The organism is Streptomyces sp. NPDC001634, assembly GCF_040298185.1.
In the GTDB taxonomy this organism is placed as follows: Bacteria; Actinomycetota; Actinomycetes; order Streptomycetales; family Streptomycetaceae; genus Streptomyces.
This window is the reverse complement of record NZ_JBEOZU010000046.1, coordinates 60,396-76,796: the sequence shown is the minus strand read 5'-3', so window position 1 is coordinate 76,796 and position 16,401 is coordinate 60,396. Positions and strand designations below refer to the sequence as shown.

The following is a 16,401-nucleotide window of genomic DNA, read 5'->3' as shown; positions in this document are numbered from 1 at the left end:
TGCTCGAAGAGCTTGGGGGAGCGTGCATGGCGTCGCGGGGCTGGGGGCACCTCCCGGCCGAAGGCTGGGGGAGGGAGTTTGACGACAGGGCCTAGTTCCCGTCGTCGTCCCTCGGCCGCATCCGGAAGTCATAGCGGGCCGGCAGCGGCTCGTCGGTGATACGGGCCCACAGGTCACCGATCGTCTCCGCCCCCTCCCGCAGGTCGGCGACCTCGAACCCCGCGTCGAAGACGGCCCGCGCCTCCTCCCGGTCCCCCTCCTCCACCAGCAGCCGGGCCTCGATCAGCCGGAAACGCCCGCGTTCACGTGTCATGGGGTGCAGCCGTTGCCACACGGCGCGCGCGTCCGCGGCGCGGCCGACGGCAAGCAGCGCCTCGATCGCCTCGCTGCCGAGCGCCGCCGTGGCGGCCGTCCAGCTCTCCCCGTCGTCGCGCCGCTCCCGGCACAGATCGTCGAAGGCCTCGGCATAGCGGTCGGCGGCGCGCCGGCGGTGACCCGCTTCCTGGTCGGCCACGGCGAGGCAGCGCAGCAACGGCCACAAGGACGGGGCAAGTTCGAGGGCGCGCTCCCAACTGCGCACCGCCTGCGCCCGATCGCCCGCATGCCACTGTGCTACGCCCAAGTGGTACTCCGTCAGCGGCCGTGCGGGCGCGGTCTCCAGCATGTCCCGCCAGTGCGGCGCCACGAGTGTCTCACCGGGCGGCCCGACCCGCCGCGGCTCGGGGAAGGAACCGGTCCGCAGCAGCTCCTGCCACGGCGCCTGCTCGGCACCGAGCGTGGACTCGTCGAACGGTGTGCCCGGCAGCTTCTGGCCGGTGCGCAGCACTTCGAGCGCGCCCCAGCCGGAGCCGACGGCGAGCGTCTCACCGGGTTCGGCATCGGCGTACGGTTTCCACGCCTCGTACGCGGCGTCGACCTCGGCGCGCGGCAGGACGGCCTCGAGCAGTGCCTCGGTTCGGCGCAGGACGGCGGCCCACTCCCCCTCCCGTTCCGCGTTCAGCGGCCCGTACGCCTCCAACCACGACACCTCGCTCTCGGCGTCCAGCCGTACGTGCTCCAGCTGGGTGCGGGCGAGCCCGGCCTGGATCTCGCAGTAGCCGCCGGTGCCCGGTGCGGTGAGCCACTCCTGCCAGCGGCGCCCACCGGTGCCCGTGCCCCACACGAACAGTTTCCGCCCGCGCAGCACGTCGGTCGACGTCTGCACCAGCCCGTGTCCGTCCTCTCCGAGCGCGGCGATCCAGCGGCGCCGCCCGTCGGGCACCTCGTAGAAGTAGTCGGCGGGGTGGGTGCTGTTCAGGGGGTACGTACGGTCCGCACCGTCGTACGAGGGCACCGGCACCCGCTGCAATCGCCTTTCGTATGCGAACTGCCATGCCTCGTCCGCCGGGGCGAGGACGCGGCACTCCTCGGGCACCGCGATGTTGGACCACCAGTACACGGGCGTGGGCTTCTCGTGCGGATTGCGGACGCGGACGCCGACGTACAGGAAGTCGGATCCCTCCGGCAGCCAGAGGTCGACCTGGAAGGGCAGGTCGCGCAACCGCTCCCACTCCCACAGCCGCAGCATCCCGCCGCCGTCCGGCGCGATGACCCGGGCCGCGTGCAGGGGCGAGCAGGAGAGGGTGGTGTGGCCCGTGGCACCGATGTTCCACTCGATGCCGCCGGAGAACCAGGCGCCGTTGAGCGCGAAGCAGGCGGGCTGGAACACCGGGTTGCAGTACAGGAGTTCGCGGCCGGACGGCTTGTGGAACAGCGACGCGATCCGTCCGCCGAGGCCGGGGAGGACGGTGACGCGCAGCCGGTCGTTCTCGATCACGAGGGCGGCGATGTCCCGGGGTTCCCGTGTTCTGCCGTAGCCGTCCCGGACGCGCACGGGCAGCAGGCTGTGCAGGGGCCCGTAGCCGGCCTGCCGGGCCATGCCGCGCGGCAGGTCCTCCTTGTCCCGGTCGTCGATACGGTGCACCTCGTCGAGGGGCCGCAGCGGGGGCAGCGGGTTGTCGGGCCCCAGCGCCACGGCGGGCAGCGTCACCACGTCACGTCGGATCGTCGTCACGATCACCATGGAACCCGGCAGCCGACGAGCTGCCCAGGGGCCGTGCCGGTCAGGATTCCGCAAAGGCGGACACGACGACGTCCGCCAGAGGCGCACCGGCGGTGGCAACGGCCCTAGCAGCGCGGCGAGTTCGTCAGGAAGGAGTCTGTCGGGGTCGGCTCTGTCGACGGCGGGCATCACGGACGGGTCGAGGGCGTCGGCATCCAAGTGCGCCCAGTGGCCCAGGAGTTGGGGAACCTTGAAGGCCTGCGCGGCGGCCCGGGCGAGGGCGTCCCACCCCACGCGCAGGTCGCCGACGGTGACACCAGGATGTTCAGGGCGGCGAGCTCGGCCCGGTCCTCCTCGAATGCGTCCCGTGGGAGGTACCCCCGTCGGCTACCAGTCCCTACCGCCCGATGCGGCGCAACGCCGGCGAGGCGCCGAGCTGGATGGAGCAGTCCCCGCGGTCGTAGCGCGGCGGCATGACCACACCGCCCTCCTGAGCACCCGGACGCTGCACGCCGCGCTGCTCGCGCAGGGCTCCGGCGAGCTTGTGGCAGCCGGGCACGGTGCCGGGAGCGGATGGCCGCAGGCTCAGGTTGGAGGGGGCGTCCAGGACGACGAGCGTGCGCATGCGGCTCACCGCGCGACCATCTCGGCGGTGATGGCCCAGCGTTCATGGTCCCGCCAGGCGCCGTCGATGTAGATCATGTCCGGTGAGAAGCCCTCGAGGCGGAAGCCGCAGCGCCGGGCGAGGGCGATCGAGGCGGCGTTCTGGGGCTGCACGTTGATCTCCAGTCGGTGCAATCCCATGGGTCCGAACGCATACCGCACCACGAGGCCGAGGGCCTCTGCCATCAGCCCGCGGCCGGCGGCATGGGCGAAGGCGCCGTACCCGAGGGCCCCGCACAGAAAGCCGCCCTCGACGATGTTGTTGATGTTGATGTACCCGGCGATGGCCCCGGTGTCCTTCTCGCACACCAGGAACCCGGCCTTCGTCGGGTCCTCGATGAGCCGGCCCGCGTAGGCGGCGTAGGCCTGGGCGCTGGTCGGCGGGTACAGCCACGGATGGTGCAGGTCCTTGCTCTCCCGGGCCCGGGCCGTGAACTCGGGGCCGTCGTCGAGTGTGAAGTGGCGTATGCCCACGCGGGGGCCTTCGGCGAGATATCCAGGATTCTCGGGCACGCCGCCACAGTACGTGACCCGGGGTCACCCGCGCCGACTCAGGAACAGCGCCCCGCACAGCGCCCCGATCACCCCGGTGGCCAGCAGCGCCAGCCACAGCGGCATGGTCACCAGGGGGACCACCAGCCGGATCTGGGTCTTCTGGGTGTTCTCGAAGACGAGGACCAGCAGCAGCGCGGCCAGCACCACAAAGGCGACCCTCCGGGGCGTCAGCCAGTGCTGCCGTCCCTGGTGCATCCCGCCGCTCGTCCCGGCCCTCCGGGAGGTCTTCGGGCTCATACCACCACGATGAACGGCGACCAGCGGCTCCGCCCGGCCGGTGGGGGCCATACGGGTGAGTGTCCTGCCTGGTGCGCCCTGGCCCACGCGGGCTACACCAGCGCCGGCACGTCCAGCGTCAGCGTCCCCCGGTCCGCGTCCAGTTCGGCCCCCACGCCGAACGGGATCGTCAGCGCGCCCTCGCCGTGGCCGAATCCGAACTCCTCGACGACCGGCACCCCGAGCCCGCCGAGCCGGTCGGTGAGGACCGCGCGCAGCAGCTCGTACGGCCCGCACCGTTCCCACGACCCGAGCGCGATCCCGGCGACCCCGTCGAGCCAGCCGGAGCGCAGCAGCTGGGTGAGGATCCGGTCGATCCGGTACGCCTCCTCGCCGACGTCCTCGATCAGCAGCAGTCCGTCCCGGGCCCCGGCGCGGGCGTGCGGTGTGCCGAGCTCGGACACGAGCATGCTCAGGCAGCCGCCCAGGGTGACCCCGCGGGCGCGACCGGGTACGAGCGGGACGCCCCCGGAGGTGATGGTCTGCACGGACTCCGGCTCGAACAGCGTCGCCCGCAGATGGTCCTGTGCCCGCGCGTTCTTGAGGAAGTCGACGGCCGACACCATCGGCCCGTGCAGCGTGACCAGGCCCAGGCGGGCCGCGAACGCCTCGTGGAGCGCGGTGATGTCGCTGAAGCCGACGAACACCTTGGGCCCGGCGGCCCGCAGCGCGTCCCAGTCGAGCAGGTCGATCATGCGCTGCGCCCCGTATCCGCCGCGGGCGCACAGCACCGCGGACACGTCCGGGTCGCACCACGCGGCCTGGAAGTCGGCGGCCCGGTCGGCGTCGCTGCCCGCGAGGTAGGGGAAGCCGGGGTGCCGGTCGAGGACGTGCGGGGCCACGACGGGGTCCAGGTCCCAGCCGCGCAGGATGTCGAGCCCGGCCGCGAGCCGCTCCTCGCGTACGGGCCCGCTGGGCGCGACGACGGCCACGCGGGCGCCGGGTGCGAGTCGGGCCGGCCGGACCAGGGGTGTCACTTGATGAGCTCCAGTGTGGGTATGCCGGGCTGGTTCAGCCCGAAGACCTGCGCGTACAGGGCCAACTCGGCCTCCAGGGCTCCCACCATGGTCTCAGCCCGCCGGAATCCGTGCCCCTCGCCCTCGAAGGCGAGGTAGGCATGCGGGATCCGCCGCCCCTTCAGCCGGGCCAGGAACCGCTCGCACTGCGCGGGCGGGCAGATGGTGTCGTCGAGGCCCTGCAGCAGCAGGAAGGGCGCGGTGATCCCGTCGGCATGCTCCACAGGCGAGCGCTCGGTGTACCGGCGGGGCACCTCGGAGTAGGGACCGACGAGGGTCTCCAGATACCGCGACTCGAAGTCGTGGGTCTCCCCCGTGCCCCAGCTCACCAGGTCGAGGACCGGGTAGATGATCGTGCCGCAGGCGTACACGTCGGTCGTGGTCAGGGACACGGCCGCCGTCCAGCCGCCCGCGCTGCCGCCGCGGATGGCGAGCCGGTCGCGGTCGGCGGTGCCCTCCTCGGCGAGAGCGAGGGCGACGGCCGCGCAGTCCTCGACGTCGACGACGCCCCACTGCTCGCGCAGCCGGTTGCGGTACTCGCGTCCGTACCCGGTCGAGCCGCCGTAGTCGACCTCGGCGACTCCGATGCCGCGCGAGGTGAAGTAGGCGATCCGCAGGTCCAGGACGAGCGCCGCCCGGTCGGTGGGCCCGCCGTGCGCCCATACGACGTACGGGGGCAGCTCGTCGCCGGGCGCGACATGGCCGGGGTGATGCGGGGGATGGATGTGCGCGTGGATCTCGCGGCCCCCCGGGCCGGAGAAGGTGCGGATCTTCGGCTCGGGGTAGTACGCGGGGTCCACCGGATCGCGGTGCGCGGCGCCGATCACCCGGGCCACGCCGGTGCCGGAGTCGAGTTCGACGACCTCGTACGCGCTGTGCGGACTCGCGCCCACGCCGACGACCCGGCTGCCGCGCACGGCGAGCGTCGCGGCGAACTCGGTCCAGGGTCCGGCCGTGTCGGTGATCTCGCCGCTGTCCGGGGCGAGGATCCCGAGCCCGCCCGCGCCCCGGCCGTGCACGACGGCGACCATCCCGTTGTCCAGGGGAGCGAACCAGCGCTGCCCGGCCTTCCACAGCGGGCCGCCGAACTCCTCCTCGCGGGGGGCGAGCGAAGCGAGAGGGGGGTCCCCCCGCCCGAAGGGTGGGGGAAGGACGCCGTCCCGGTACAGGTTCCACCAGCCGGTGCGGTCACTGACGTAGAGGAGGGATCCGTCGGGCGCCCACTCGGCCTGGGCGATCGACTCGTCGGGGCCGCCGGCGACGGTTCGCGGGGTGCGGAGCGTCCCGTCGCCGGTCACCTCGGCGACGATCAGCTCGGTGCCGTCCCACGGCATACGGGGATGGTCCCAGGCGATCCAGGCGGCGCGCCGCCCGTCCGGCGAGAGCCGGGGCCCGGTGAGGAAGCGGTGGCGGGCGTCGGTGAGCTCGCGCACGGCGTCCCGGTCCTCGGCCGCCGAACCGTCCAGCGGCACGGCGGCGGCCACCCGGCGGACGTCCGTCGGCCCTTCGCCGGTGAACTCCTCCAGGACGCACCACACCTCGCCGCGCTTCAGGTGCAGCACGGGGTCGACCCAGCGCAGTCCGCCGCCCACCGGCGAGAGCGGGGTGAGCGCGCGCGGCGCGCCGCCCGGGTCAGCGGGCTCGTACGCGTACAGCCGCTGGTCCGCGAAGTGCGCGAACACCACCAGCGGCCCCTCGGGGCGCATCACCCCGGCCCAGGGAAGGCCGCCGTACTCCATGACCCGGCTGCGGACGTTCCACGGTGCGGGCAGGACCGGCTCCTCCTTGCCGTCCGCCGTGCGTCGTACGAGCGTGCGGCGGCCGCCCTCGGCGGGGCGCGGCTCGGTCCACCACACCTCGTCGCCGACGAAGCCCACCCACTCCGGCTGCCCGTCGTGCGCGGCGGCGAGCGCCGCGTCGATGGGCGAGGGCCATGCCCCGTAAGGCAGGGTCTGCACCATCCCCCACCTCCTAGGCCGTGCGCAGAAAGCGGTCGAGGACGCGCACGCCGAACTGCAGTGCCTCGACCGGAACGCGTTCGTCGACGCCGTGGAAGAGCGCCTGGTAGTCGAAGCCCTCCGGAAGTTTCACAGGCGCGAACCCGTATCCGGTGATGCCGAGGCGGGAGAACTGCTTGGCGTCGGTGCCGCCCGACATGCAGTACGGCACCACGTGCCCCTCGGGCGCGAACTCCTCCACGGCGGCCCGCATCCGGGCGTACGTCGGCGAGTCCACCGGCGCCTGGAGGGCGACCTCGCGGTGGTGGAACTCCCAGTTCACATCCGGTCCGGTGAGCTCGTCGAGGGTCGTACGGAACTCGTCCTCGGCGCCGGGCAGATAGCGTCCGTCGACGTATGCGACGGCCTCCCCCGGGATCACGTTGACCTTGTAACCGGCGCTCAGCATGGTCGGGTTGGCGCTGTTGCGGACCGTCGCCTCGACGAGCGCGGCGGCCGGGCCGAGCTTCTCCATGAGGCCGTCCACATCGTCGAGGTCGGTCTCCAGGCCGTACAGCGCGGCTAGTTCGGTGAGCGCGGCGCGCACGGTCGGGGTGAGTCTGAGCGGCCACTCGTGCGCGCCGATGCGGGCGACGGCAGCGGCGAGCCGGGTGACCGCGTTGCTGCGGTTGACCTTGGAGCCGTGGCCGGCCCGGCCGCGCGCGGTGAGCCTGAGCCAGGCGGTGCCGCGCTCGCCGGCGCCGATGGGGTAGATCTGCCGACCGCTTCCGTCGTGGAAGGTGAACGCTCCCGACTCGCTGACGCCTTCGGTGCACCCTTCGAAGAGACCCGCGTGCTGATCCGCGAGGAAGCCCGCCCCGTCCTCGGCGCTGGCCTCCTCGTCGGCGGTGAACGCGATGACGAGGTCGCGCCGCGGCCGCACGCCCGAGCGCGCCCAGTCCCGTACGACCGCGAGGATCATCGCGTCCATGTTCTTCATGTCGACCGCGCCCCGGCCCCAGACGACGCCGTCGCGGACCTCGCCCGAGAACGGGTGCACGCTCCAGCCCGCGGCCTCGGCGGGCACCACGTCGAGGTGGCCGTGGACCAGCAGGGCGTCGGCGGAGGGATCGGTGCCCTCGATGCGGGCGACGACGTTCGTGCGGCCCTTGGTGCGCTCCAGCAGGGTGGGTTCGAGGCCCGCCTCCGCCAGCCGCGCGGCCGCGTACTCGGCGGCGGGCCGCTCCTGGCAGTCGCCGCCGCCCCGGTTGGTGGTGTCGATGCGGATGAGGTCGGAGGTGAACCGTACGACCTCGTCGAGTGCCTGCTGGTCAGCCATACTGCTCCTCCACCGCGGCCGAGACGATCGTGGTGACCGCCTTGAAAGTACGGATCCCCTCGTACCTGCTCCGGCTCGTGTACGCCACCTTCCGCTCCCCGATGCGGTCCACGCCCGGCACGACGGTGGCGGCCATCGCCAGATGCTCCGCGTCAAACTCCAGTGCGATGGTGAACGGACCGCGCTCCACCGGCTCGTGGCGCACGGCCAGGGCGGCCGCCTCCTTGGCGGCGGCGCGGATGTCGGCGGCGGTCCTGGCCGGGGTGCGGCACACGGCCGCGTACCGCGAGACATGGTCCTTGACGGCGACCTTGAGCGCCTCCGGCGCATATCCGAGCGCGTCCTCGCAGGCCACGTCGTCGCCGGTGACGAGGATCACCGGGACGCCGTACTCGGCGACGACGTGCGCGTTCAGCAGACCCTCGCTGGCGCGTACGTCATCGATCCAGACGCCGGTGATGGAGTTGGCGAGGTAGGTGTGGGCCAGGACTCCCTCCATACCGGCGCCCGCGTGGTAGCCGACGAACGCGATGCCGTCCACGTCCCCGTGCTGCACGCCCTCCACCATGGACAGCGACTTGTGACGGCCGGTGAGCATCTGCGCCCGCTCGTCGAGCCGCTCCAGGAGGAGGTTGCGCATGGTCGAGTGGGCCTCGTTGATCAGCACCTCGTCGGCACCGCCGTCGAGGAATCCGAGCACGGCGGCGTTCACGTCCGAGGTGAACATCGCCCGGCAACGCTCCCACTGCGGCGTCCCCGGCAGCACGTCGGCCGGCCAGGTCACACCGGTGGCGCCCTCCATGTCGGCGCTGATGAGGATCTTCATGCGGGTCCGTCCCATCGCTGATCAGAGGCTTGTCGTCCGGCTGGTGAGAGCAGTTTGCGACAGCATGCGGCGGTGACGGGGATCTTCATGCCGTGTCACGCTACGCGTCGGCGAGGGAGTCGTCGCCGGGCAGGGCCGAGGCGACCGGGTTGGACATGGTCGGGTCTCGTGCGGGCGCAGGTGGTCTCCTGCGCGCAGGTGGTCTCCTGCGGGCGCAGTTGGTCTCCTGCGAGGAAAGGGGGGCTCGTGACGATCTCCAGCCTGCCGCCCGAGCTTCGGGGGGTGGCAGACCGCACCGTGCCGGGGAGCGGTGTTCCGGGGTGTGACAGGGTCCCCCACGCGGCTGTCACCGCCCGCATGTGGGACCTACTACGCCGAACGAGGCACGCCGGACCATGACGCCCTCGTCCTGCTCGACATGGCAGCCCAAGAAGACACCTCCGGGCCCCGGGGAACATGCTCCGGCCTGGACGACCCCGCATCCTCGTCGTCCTGAGCGTCTTCGGCATCGGACGGCCGGGAGCCGATTCCGACCAGAACCGGCTGCGGATGAAGCGCTTGTCCGGGGTGTCCCTGATCCCTTGGAGCCAATGGGAATGGCGTGATCTGCGCGGATGTCCGGTGGGGGGACGTGCCGCACCCAGGAACGGCGCTCCCCGGACCGGGTGCGGCCCGGTACAGGCAGTGCGTATTCCTCAGGCTGTAGGTCGCCGCTGCGGCCGGCCGACACTCGGCATCCGGCCCAGCGCAGGGAGCCGGAGCGGTGGCACGCGGTCGGGTCGCACGAAACCCGAAGCGATGACCAGCGAAGCCCGAGCCGAGCCGTAGCCGCCGGGGACAGCGGCCAGGATGCACCGAGGTGTGCCGCGCTTGGTGCTCGTAAGGCCGTCCGGCCGTCAGTCGCGGCCCCACGCCCAGGCCAACCGGTCGGCACCGGAGGAGTTGGTGGTCTTCAGCCAGGGATTGGCGGAGGTGCCGATGAGCGTCTCCATGCTGTACGTGTCGCCGCTGCGCAGACCGGGCCAGTAGACCGAGCCCATGTGCAGCGCACGGAAGACATCGGTGTCGGCCTGGATGAACGCGATCTCGTTGTTGCCGGTGTTCGGTCCGTTGTAGTCCAGGCCGGTGGTCATGGAAGCGCCGAACTCGTCGGCCACAGTGCGCCAGGCGCAGTCGCCCAGACGGTTCTTGAGGTCGGTGGTCCACTCGTCGTACGTGTGGTTGCCCCAGAAGCCGTAGTGGTGCAGGGAAAGGTAGGTGCCCTTCAGCCGGGGGTCGGCACAGACCGAGGTGACGCTGTCGTTGTAGCCGCTGCCGCTGACGAAAATGCGGTCACGCGGCACGGCGGGGAAGGTGTCGATCCACTCGGCGGCGATGTCCGCCCACTGGGCCGGGGTGTAGCCGTGCGGCTCGTTCATCGGCTCGAAGTAGACCCGCTCGTTCGCGCTGTAGGTGCGGGTGACATTGGTCCACATGCGCCAGTAGGCGTCGAGGTCGTCGATGAAGCCGTCCTTGGCGGCGCCGGTGCCCTCCCAGTAGGAGACGATCACCTTGAAGTGCAGCCGGGTGGCGGCGTCGATGACGGCACGGTACGAGTGCCAGTAGGAGCCGTTGACGGTGTAGGGGTTGATCGGAATCCGGACGGTGTTGGCGCCGAGGTTGGCCCTGAAGGCGGAGATGATGCGGCTCGCCTTGTGATAGGTCGTGGCGTAGTTGTCGGAGAGCGACAGCCCGGACAGCACGACCGGGTCGTTCGCGTAATTGTCGCGGGGGTCGGCCCAGTTCACGCCCTTGAACTGGCTGGTGTTCGGCGTGACCGGTGCGGCAGCCGCGGCGGAGGACGGGAGGCCGAGGCCCAGTGCCGCCGCGCCGGCCACGGCGGCGGCTACCAGCGAACGTATGCCGGTCTGCTTGGGGCGACGGGTACGCATGGGCATGGCAGCACCTCTGACCTTTGACGTGGCATGATCAACCGGGTTGCGAGTGTGGTTTGGGCCACAAGAATTTGTCAAGGGTGTTGCGCAATGGTTCAACTGGCGTGCACCCAGACGGAGATGACCGCGCCGCCCCTCTCGCTCTCCCCTGGTTCAGTCGCGGCGCTGACGTCGGATCCGCGCGGCCACGTCGTTCTGCTCGGTCTCCCACCAGGGGCGTACGAGATCCGGGGACTCCGTCCGGCTCTGGTCGGAAGCCGACACCGTGACGGGGGTGAGTTCCGTGTCGAGGCGGCGGTCCAGGGCCGCGTTCTGGGCTCGTTCCGCGCGTGCCCACTGCACCAGGATCGCCAGCAGGAACGGCAGGGCGACCAGTTCGGCGATGCTGAGCATCGCGCCGCCGCCGATCTGCTGATCATGGTGGACGTCCGGGGCCCAGGACGGCGCGTGGTGCAGGTACCAGGCGCCCGCGATCAGCGTGCCGTGGGTCATCACCACGACGCCCGGCACCGCGTCGACGATGCCGTCCAGGAACACCAGCGCCGCTCGTACCGGGTGGGTGCACCAGGAGGGCAGCGCCTCCTCGTGGGTGAGCACCGGCACGACGAACAGGCTGCCGGCTGCCAGCAGGTGCAGATACATCAGCTCGTGCAGCCAGCCCACGCGCAGGGCGGTGGCGAAGTACGGCGTGAAGTACACCGTCAGCTCGGTGGCGAGGACCAGGGCCGTGCTGACCAGAGGAAACGTCAGCACACGCACCACCCGTCCGGTCATGACCCGGCGGACCCGCCCCGCGGCGGCCTCGGGCAGCGCCTGGACGGCGAGCCGCAGGGGATCGCCCAGGGCCAGGCCGAGGGGTGCCACCAGGTCGAGCAGGATGTTCTGCACGGCGGCCGGCCAGAACAGCACATGGTCGTACACGGCCAGCCCGGACATCGTGGCCACCACCAGCGCGCCGAGTCCCAGCAGCACGAATGCGGCGGTACGGGCGGGCGGCCAGGGCTCACCCCGCCGGCGCAGGCGCAGCACGCCCCAGCCGTAGAGCGTGCCCAGGACGGCGACCAGCAGCAGCGCGGGGACATCCAGCTGCCACGAGGCCAGCAGGCGTCCTGTGGTCAGTTCCGCCAGGGACCCCGCCGACAGATCGGTCACCGCGTAACCAATCATGCAGATCTTCCTCCTTCAGCATGTATGCGGCGAGCCGGTACAGCTCCACAGCGGGACGGTAGTCGCTCGCGACCCCGGACCGGGCGGCGGGGTGCCCGATGGCGGGGCGGGGCCGGGACGTCCGGAGGTCAGCCGAGCCCGAACCAGCCGAGCACCGTCTGGACGAGCAGGATCGTGGACATACTGGCGACACCGACGACCACGGCGGTGGCGGCGATGCGGTAGCGCGGTCCGTTGGCGGCCGGTCCGAGAACGGAGCGGCGGTTGGTCAGGACCAGCAGGTAGACCAGGACGACGGGGCTGATCAGGCCCTGCAGGACCTGGGTTCCGATGAGCAGCTGGATGACGTCGACCGGGGTCATCGCCACCGTCGCACCCAGCACGATCTGGGCGGTGAACAGACCCAGGAACAGAGGGGCGTCGCGGAAGCTGCGGGAGACGGAGCGTTCCACGCCGGCGGCCTCGCCCATGGCGTAGCTGGCGGACAGCGGTACGACGGCGCCGGCCAGCGCGGAGGCGCCGAGCAGACCGAGGGCGAACAGCAGCTCGGCGTTCTGTCCGGCCACCGGTTTGAGGGCTTCGGCGGCCTGGGCGGCGGAGTCCAGCGGGCCGGTGCCGCCGATGGCGGAGGCGGTGGCGATGATGATGGTCATGCTGATGACGCAGGCGAACACGGCGCCGAGGACGGCGTCGGCGCGGATGAGCGGGTAGTCGGCGGGCTTGGCGCCGCGGTCGACGACGCCGGCCGCGGCGTAGAACTGCATATAGGGGCTGACGGTGGTGCCGATCAGGGCGACCGCCAGCAGGATGAAGCTCTTGCCGGGCTCCATGTGCGGGACGATCAGGTGGTGACCGACGGAGCCCCAGTCGGGGTGGCCGAGGATCATGGCGACGGGGTAGGCGAAGAACGCCAGCGACATGATCAGGAAGATGCGTTCGGCCCAGTGATAGGAGCCGAACAGCACCAGCGCCCACAGCAGGATCGCGGCCGGCGGGATCACCGCCCACTTGGGCACGCCGAGGAGCTCGAAGGCGGCGCCGATGCCGGCGAACTCGGAGACGACGAGGCCGGTGTTGGCCACCAGCAGGCAGAACACCGCGAGCGCGGTCAGACGCAGGCTGAACTGCTCACGGATCAGGGCACCGAGGCCCTTGCCGGTGTGGGCGCCGAGGCGGACGGCCATCTCCTGCACCATCACCAGGGCGATGGTGACCAGCACCATGAAGAACAGCGTGCCGTAGGTGAACTGGGAGCCTGCCGAGGCGTAGGTGGCGATACCGGCGGCGTCGTTGCCTGCGTTCGCGGCGACCAGTCCCGGCCCGGCGATCGCCGCGATCATGGTGATGCGTCGCCGGCCGGTGCGGCGGGCGGGGGCCGCGCCGGTCGTGGGCGGGGCCCCCGCGGCCGCGGTGGTGGTGTCGAGGTCGCGGGTCACTGCAGGAACCTCCGGAAGTGCAGGCGCCCGCGTTCGGGCAGCAGGGCATCGAGCAGGTCGTCGGCCAGGATCCGGCCGATCGGACGGCCGGTGTCGTCGACCACCAGCAACGACGAGGCGCGGGCGGCGACCAGCCGGTCGGCGGCCTCGGCCAGCGGGGTGTCGGCGTGGACGGTGACGGACGGGCCGAACTGGGCGAGCCAGGCCACCAGGTCGGCGACCGGGGTGGCGTCCTCGGCCACGGCCAGGTCGAACAGTGCGATGTCGTACACCAGCCGGTCCTGGTCGTCCACGACGGCTATGGCGTCGATCTCGGTGCGGTGTTCGGCCTGCTCGGCCAGCCGGGCCCGCACCTGCGCGACGGTCTCGTCCCGACGGGCGGTGACCAGCAGCGTGGTCATGGCGCCGCCCGCGGTGCCCTCCCGGTGGGTCAGCAGTCGGCGCAGCTCCCCGGCCTCGTCGGCCGGCATGCGGGTGAGCAGCGACTCGCGCTCCTCCGGGGTGAGGTCGCGCAGGGCGTCGGCGGCCTCGTCCGGCTCCATCTCGTCGACCAGCCGGGCGGCGTGCTCCGGCTGTGCCTCGCGCAGCAGGTTCTCCAGCTCGGCGGGTTCCATCTCCTCCAGTGCGTCGGCGGCCTGCTCCGGTTCCAGCCAGCCGAGCAACTGCTGCCGCTCGGCGCGGCCGAGGTCCTCGAGGATGTCGGCGAGATCGGCCGGGCGCAGCCGGTGCAGCGCGGCCCGGGAGGCCCGCAGCCGTACCTCCGGCGGCCCCTCGGTGGCCTGCTCGGCGAACGGGGCCACGGCCTGCCAGTCCAGGACCCGCTCCGGAGTCGGCCGGGCCTGCCAGCGGCGCGGACCGAGCCGGCGGAGCAGGGTGGGCAGGGAGACGTCCACCCCGACCAGCACCACCCGGTCCACCAGCGGCGCCAGGTAGAGGTCGGCGGCCCGGGTGACCTGGACGCCGTCGACGTCGACCAGTTGGTGGTCGAGCACATCCTTGGCCAGCAGTGCTTCGCCGGGCCGGCGGGTGAATTCCCGCAGGTCGACCCGGGCGGTGCGCAGTCGTACGTGCCCGGAGTGCACCTTGCCGATGGCATCCGCGGTCAGGAAGGTCCGCCGCCGCCCGATGCGCAGGATCAGCCCGGTGACCGGTGGATACGACTCCGCGCCGTACAGCCGGGCGACCACGTCGACGACACGGCCGACCTCCTCGCCGGCCTGGTTGGTGACCGGTCCGCCGATCAGCCCGGCCAGCGACACGAGCGAGGAGCGGACGGCCTTGGAGGCGGTGGCGCGGCGTTCCAGATGGACGCGGCGGTCGCGCAGACGAGCCGTGGTGGACATGAGCAGAGTTTGAGCAGCCAAGGTGAACACCCCCCTGCCCCTTTGTGACGGGGCATCGGGCGGCCCACGGCAGCGGTCTTCCTCCCCCCGGCGGCTGTGGGCACGCCGGGCACACGCCCGTGCGCGGCCTGCCGGGGCCGGAGAGCGGGGCAGGTCACGGGCCGCGGGGGCCGGGCGGGGTCAGGAGAGAGCGGGCTGCCCCGGGTCGCGGAAGGACGATCGGGACATCGCGGAATGGGGCCGACTATGGCCCGGACTACTGTCCATCTCGCCTCCTCCCGGTCCCGGCCGCGTACGAGACGTCACGGCCATGCGGCAAGGGGCAGCCGGGACGAGGACCCGGCGCACCCCAACTCGTCAGAGCTTTGGCACTCCACGGCGTAATCCCCCGTAGGGGAAGCCACCTGGGGTCACCCCTTGGGCCGGGGAGACCTGTCCTGATCCGGAGCGTCTCTCGACGGGTGGGATCAGTGGCCTGTGTCCGTGAAGACGCCTCACCGAACGAGGTGTCTGGTCAAACCACCCAGAGCATACGCCCCCGCCGGCCGCCACCCCGTATCCGTGACCAGCCCTTGACCTGCACAAAACCACGACAAGGCAGGAAGGCGCCCGCATCCTGCGCGTGCATTCCGGCCTCATGCGCGGTCTTGACGTGCGCCTTACCCCTGACTGGCACACTGACCGGACGCCGATGTCCGCCGAAAGTGAGTCCCCTATGTCGATGGTCGGCAATCTGCGCAAAGTCGCCGGGCTGACGCGGCGGAGCCGTCGCGTGGACCTCAGCCACCCGGCCCGGTCCCCGCTCGGGTCCACGGTGGTCAACTGCGTCGTCTACCGCGACGGTGTCCGTCAGCCCCTCGTCGAATCCGTCGAGGAAGCCGTACGGCAGGTGCGCAAGCACCGGCACGGCTTCGTGTGGCTGGGCCTGCACGAGCCGACCGAAGAGGAGTTCGCCGGGGTCGCGGAGCTGTTCGGCCTGCACCCGCTCGCCGTCGAGGACGCCGTCCACGCCCACCAGCGCCCGAAGGTCGAGCAGTACGACGACGTCCTGTTCGCCGTCTTCAAGACGGTCACCTATGTCGACCACGCCGAACTCACCGCGACCAGCGAGGTCGTCGACACGGGCGAGATCATGGTCTTCGTCGGCCCGGACTTCGTGGTCACCGTCCGCCACGGCCGCCACGGTTCCCTCGGGCCCCTGCGCGAGGGCCTGGAGCGCGACCCCGGCCAGCTGGCCAAGGGCCCGTCCGCGGTGCTGCACGCCGTCGCCGACCACGTGGTCGACGACTACCTCACCGTCACCGACGCCGTCCAGAACGACATCGACCAGGTCGAGACCGAGGTCTTCTCCCCGGACAGCGGCCAGAGCGCCGACCCCGGACGCATCTACCAGCTCAAGCGTGAACTGCTGGAACTGAAAAGGGCCGTTGTCCCCCTCTCTCGCCCGCTGTCCCGGCTGGCCACCGAGCCCATCGGCGCCATCGACCGGGAGATACAGGCGTACTTCCGGGATGTCGCGGACCACCTCGCCCGTGTCATCGAGCAGGTCACCGCCTTCGACGGCCTGCTCGACTCCATCCTCCAGGCCCACCTGGCCCAGGTGGCCGTCGCCCAGAACGAGGACGCCCGCAAGATCACCGCCTGGGCTTCGATCATCGCCGTACCCACCATGGTGTGCGGCGTGTACGGCATGAACTTCGACCATATGCCCGAGCTGCACTGGCGCTTCGGCTACCCGCTCGCGCTCGGGGTCATCGCCGTCGCCTGCTTCGTCATCTACCGCGGATTCAAGCGCAACGGCTGGCTGTGACACCCGCCCGATCCCACGACCGGTGATCCAAGGCTGAACGCGCCCCCGGGCAGGGGGC

General features: G+C 71.7%; 12 protein-coding genes, 1 pseudogene and 1 riboswitch. Of the genes and pseudogenes, 1 reads left to right on the top strand and 12 read right to left on the bottom strand.

Going from position 1 to position 16,401, the window contains the following annotated elements; all coding sequences use genetic code 11:
* Positions 1 to 91: 91 nt before the first annotated feature.
* The 12 genes and pseudogenes from ABT186_RS28055 to ABT186_RS28000 form a co-directional block, all read right to left on the bottom strand.
* Positions 92 to 2,062, bottom strand: a complete 1,971-nt coding sequence (locus ABT186_RS28055; RefSeq protein WP_351927396.1) for a DUF5107 domain-containing protein — start codon at positions 2,060 to 2,062, stop codon at positions 92 to 94.
* Between the two features lie 40 nt (positions 2,063 to 2,102).
* Positions 2,103 to 2,666: pseudogene (locus ABT186_RS48050) on the bottom strand (arginase family protein).
* Between the two features lie 5 nt (positions 2,667 to 2,671).
* On the bottom strand, positions 2,672 to 3,217 hold the full coding sequence (locus ABT186_RS28045; protein WP_351231734.1) for a GNAT family N-acetyltransferase: 546 nt from the start codon (positions 3,215 to 3,217) through the stop codon (positions 2,672 to 2,674).
* Positions 3,218 to 3,241: 24 nt separating this feature from the next.
* Complete coding sequence (locus ABT186_RS28040; RefSeq protein ID WP_351231732.1) at positions 3,242 to 3,496, bottom strand: LapA family protein; 255 nt, start codon at positions 3,494 to 3,496, stop codon at positions 3,242 to 3,244.
* A gap of 92 nt (positions 3,497 to 3,588) precedes the next feature.
* Positions 3,589 to 4,512 (bottom strand): S66 peptidase family protein, encoded by a 924-nt coding sequence (locus ABT186_RS28035; protein ID WP_351231730.1) that lies wholly within the window; start codon positions 4,510 to 4,512, stop codon positions 3,589 to 3,591.
* Positions 4,509 to 6,512: a prolyl oligopeptidase family serine peptidase gene (locus ABT186_RS28030; protein WP_351927390.1), complete on the bottom strand. Its 2,004-nt coding sequence runs from the start codon at positions 6,510 to 6,512 to the stop codon at positions 4,509 to 4,511. Before ABT186_RS28030 ends, ABT186_RS28035 begins: the two co-directional genes overlap by 4 nt.
* 10 nt (positions 6,513 to 6,522) lie before the next feature.
* Complete coding sequence (locus tag ABT186_RS28025; protein WP_351927388.1) at positions 6,523 to 7,827, bottom strand: M20/M25/M40 family metallo-hydrolase; 1,305 nt, start codon at positions 7,825 to 7,827, stop codon at positions 6,523 to 6,525.
* Entirely contained in the window at positions 7,820 to 8,653 is an 834-nt protein-coding gene (locus ABT186_RS28020; protein WP_351927386.1) for a M55 family metallopeptidase, read from the bottom strand. The genes ABT186_RS28025 and ABT186_RS28020 overlap by 8 nt, the downstream gene beginning before the upstream one ends.
* Positions 8,654 to 9,549: 896 nt before the next feature.
* Positions 9,550 to 10,590 (bottom strand): glycoside hydrolase family 5 protein, encoded by a 1,041-nt coding sequence (locus tag ABT186_RS28015; RefSeq protein WP_502973344.1) that lies wholly within the window; start codon positions 10,588 to 10,590, stop codon positions 9,550 to 9,552.
* Between the two features lie 150 nt (positions 10,591 to 10,740).
* Positions 10,741 to 11,754 carry a cytochrome c oxidase assembly protein gene (locus tag ABT186_RS28010; protein ID WP_351927384.1) on the bottom strand — a complete coding sequence of 338 codons (1,014 nt, stop codon included), beginning with the start codon at positions 11,752 to 11,754 and terminating at the stop codon, positions 10,741 to 10,743.
* A 128-nt stretch (positions 11,755 to 11,882) separates the two neighbouring features.
* Entirely contained in the window at positions 11,883 to 13,190 is a 1,308-nt protein-coding gene (locus ABT186_RS28005) for an NRAMP family divalent metal transporter (RefSeq protein WP_351231721.1), read from the bottom strand.
* The gene (locus ABT186_RS28000) at positions 13,187 to 14,533 is read right to left on the bottom strand and encodes a magnesium transporter MgtE N-terminal domain-containing protein (RefSeq protein ID WP_351231719.1); all 1,347 of its coding nucleotides are present in this window, start codon (positions 14,531 to 14,533) and stop codon (positions 13,187 to 13,189) included. Before ABT186_RS28000 ends, ABT186_RS28005 begins: the two co-directional genes overlap by 4 nt.
* A gap of 341 nt (positions 14,534 to 14,874) precedes the next feature.
* A riboswitch (M-box (ykoK) riboswitch) is annotated at positions 14,875 to 15,046 on the bottom strand.
* Positions 15,047 to 15,224: 178 nt separating this feature from the next.
* Between ABT186_RS28000 and ABT186_RS27995 the strand changes: the two genes are divergently transcribed.
* Positions 15,225 to 16,343: a magnesium and cobalt transport protein CorA gene (locus ABT186_RS27995; protein WP_502973343.1), complete on the top strand. Its 1,119-nt coding sequence runs from the start codon at positions 15,225 to 15,227 to the stop codon at positions 16,341 to 16,343.
* Positions 16,344 to 16,401 lie beyond the last annotated feature (58 nt).

Coding starts and splice junctions, on each gene's coding strand:
- ABT186_RS28015 (WP_502973344.1), bottom strand. CDS start 10,590: ATGCCCATGCGTACCCGTCGCCCCAAGCAGACCGGCATACGTTCGCTG.
- ABT186_RS28055 (WP_351927396.1), bottom strand. CDS start 2,062: ATGGTGATCGTGACGACGATCCGACGTGACGTGGTGACGCTGCCCGCC.
- ABT186_RS27995 (WP_502973343.1), top strand. CDS start 15,225: ATGTCCGCCGAAAGTGAGTCCCCTATGTCGATGGTCGGCAATCTGCGC.
- ABT186_RS28040 (WP_351231732.1), bottom strand. CDS start 3,496: ATGAGCCCGAAGACCTCCCGGAGGGCCGGGACGAGCGGCGGGATGCAC.
- ABT186_RS28025 (WP_351927388.1), bottom strand. CDS start 7,827: ATGGCTGACCAGCAGGCACTCGACGAGGTCGTACGGTTCACCTCCGAC.
- ABT186_RS28030 (WP_351927390.1), bottom strand. CDS start 6,512: ATGGTGCAGACCCTGCCTTACGGGGCATGGCCCTCGCCCATCGACGCG.
- ABT186_RS28000 (WP_351231719.1), bottom strand. CDS start 14,533: ATGTCCACCACGGCTCGTCTGCGCGACCGCCGCGTCCATCTGGAACGC.
- ABT186_RS28020 (WP_351927386.1), bottom strand. CDS start 8,653: ATGAAGATCCTCATCAGCGCCGACATGGAGGGCGCCACCGGTGTGACC.
- ABT186_RS28010 (WP_351927384.1), bottom strand. CDS start 11,754: ATGATTGGTTACGCGGTGACCGATCTGTCGGCGGGGTCCCTGGCGGAA.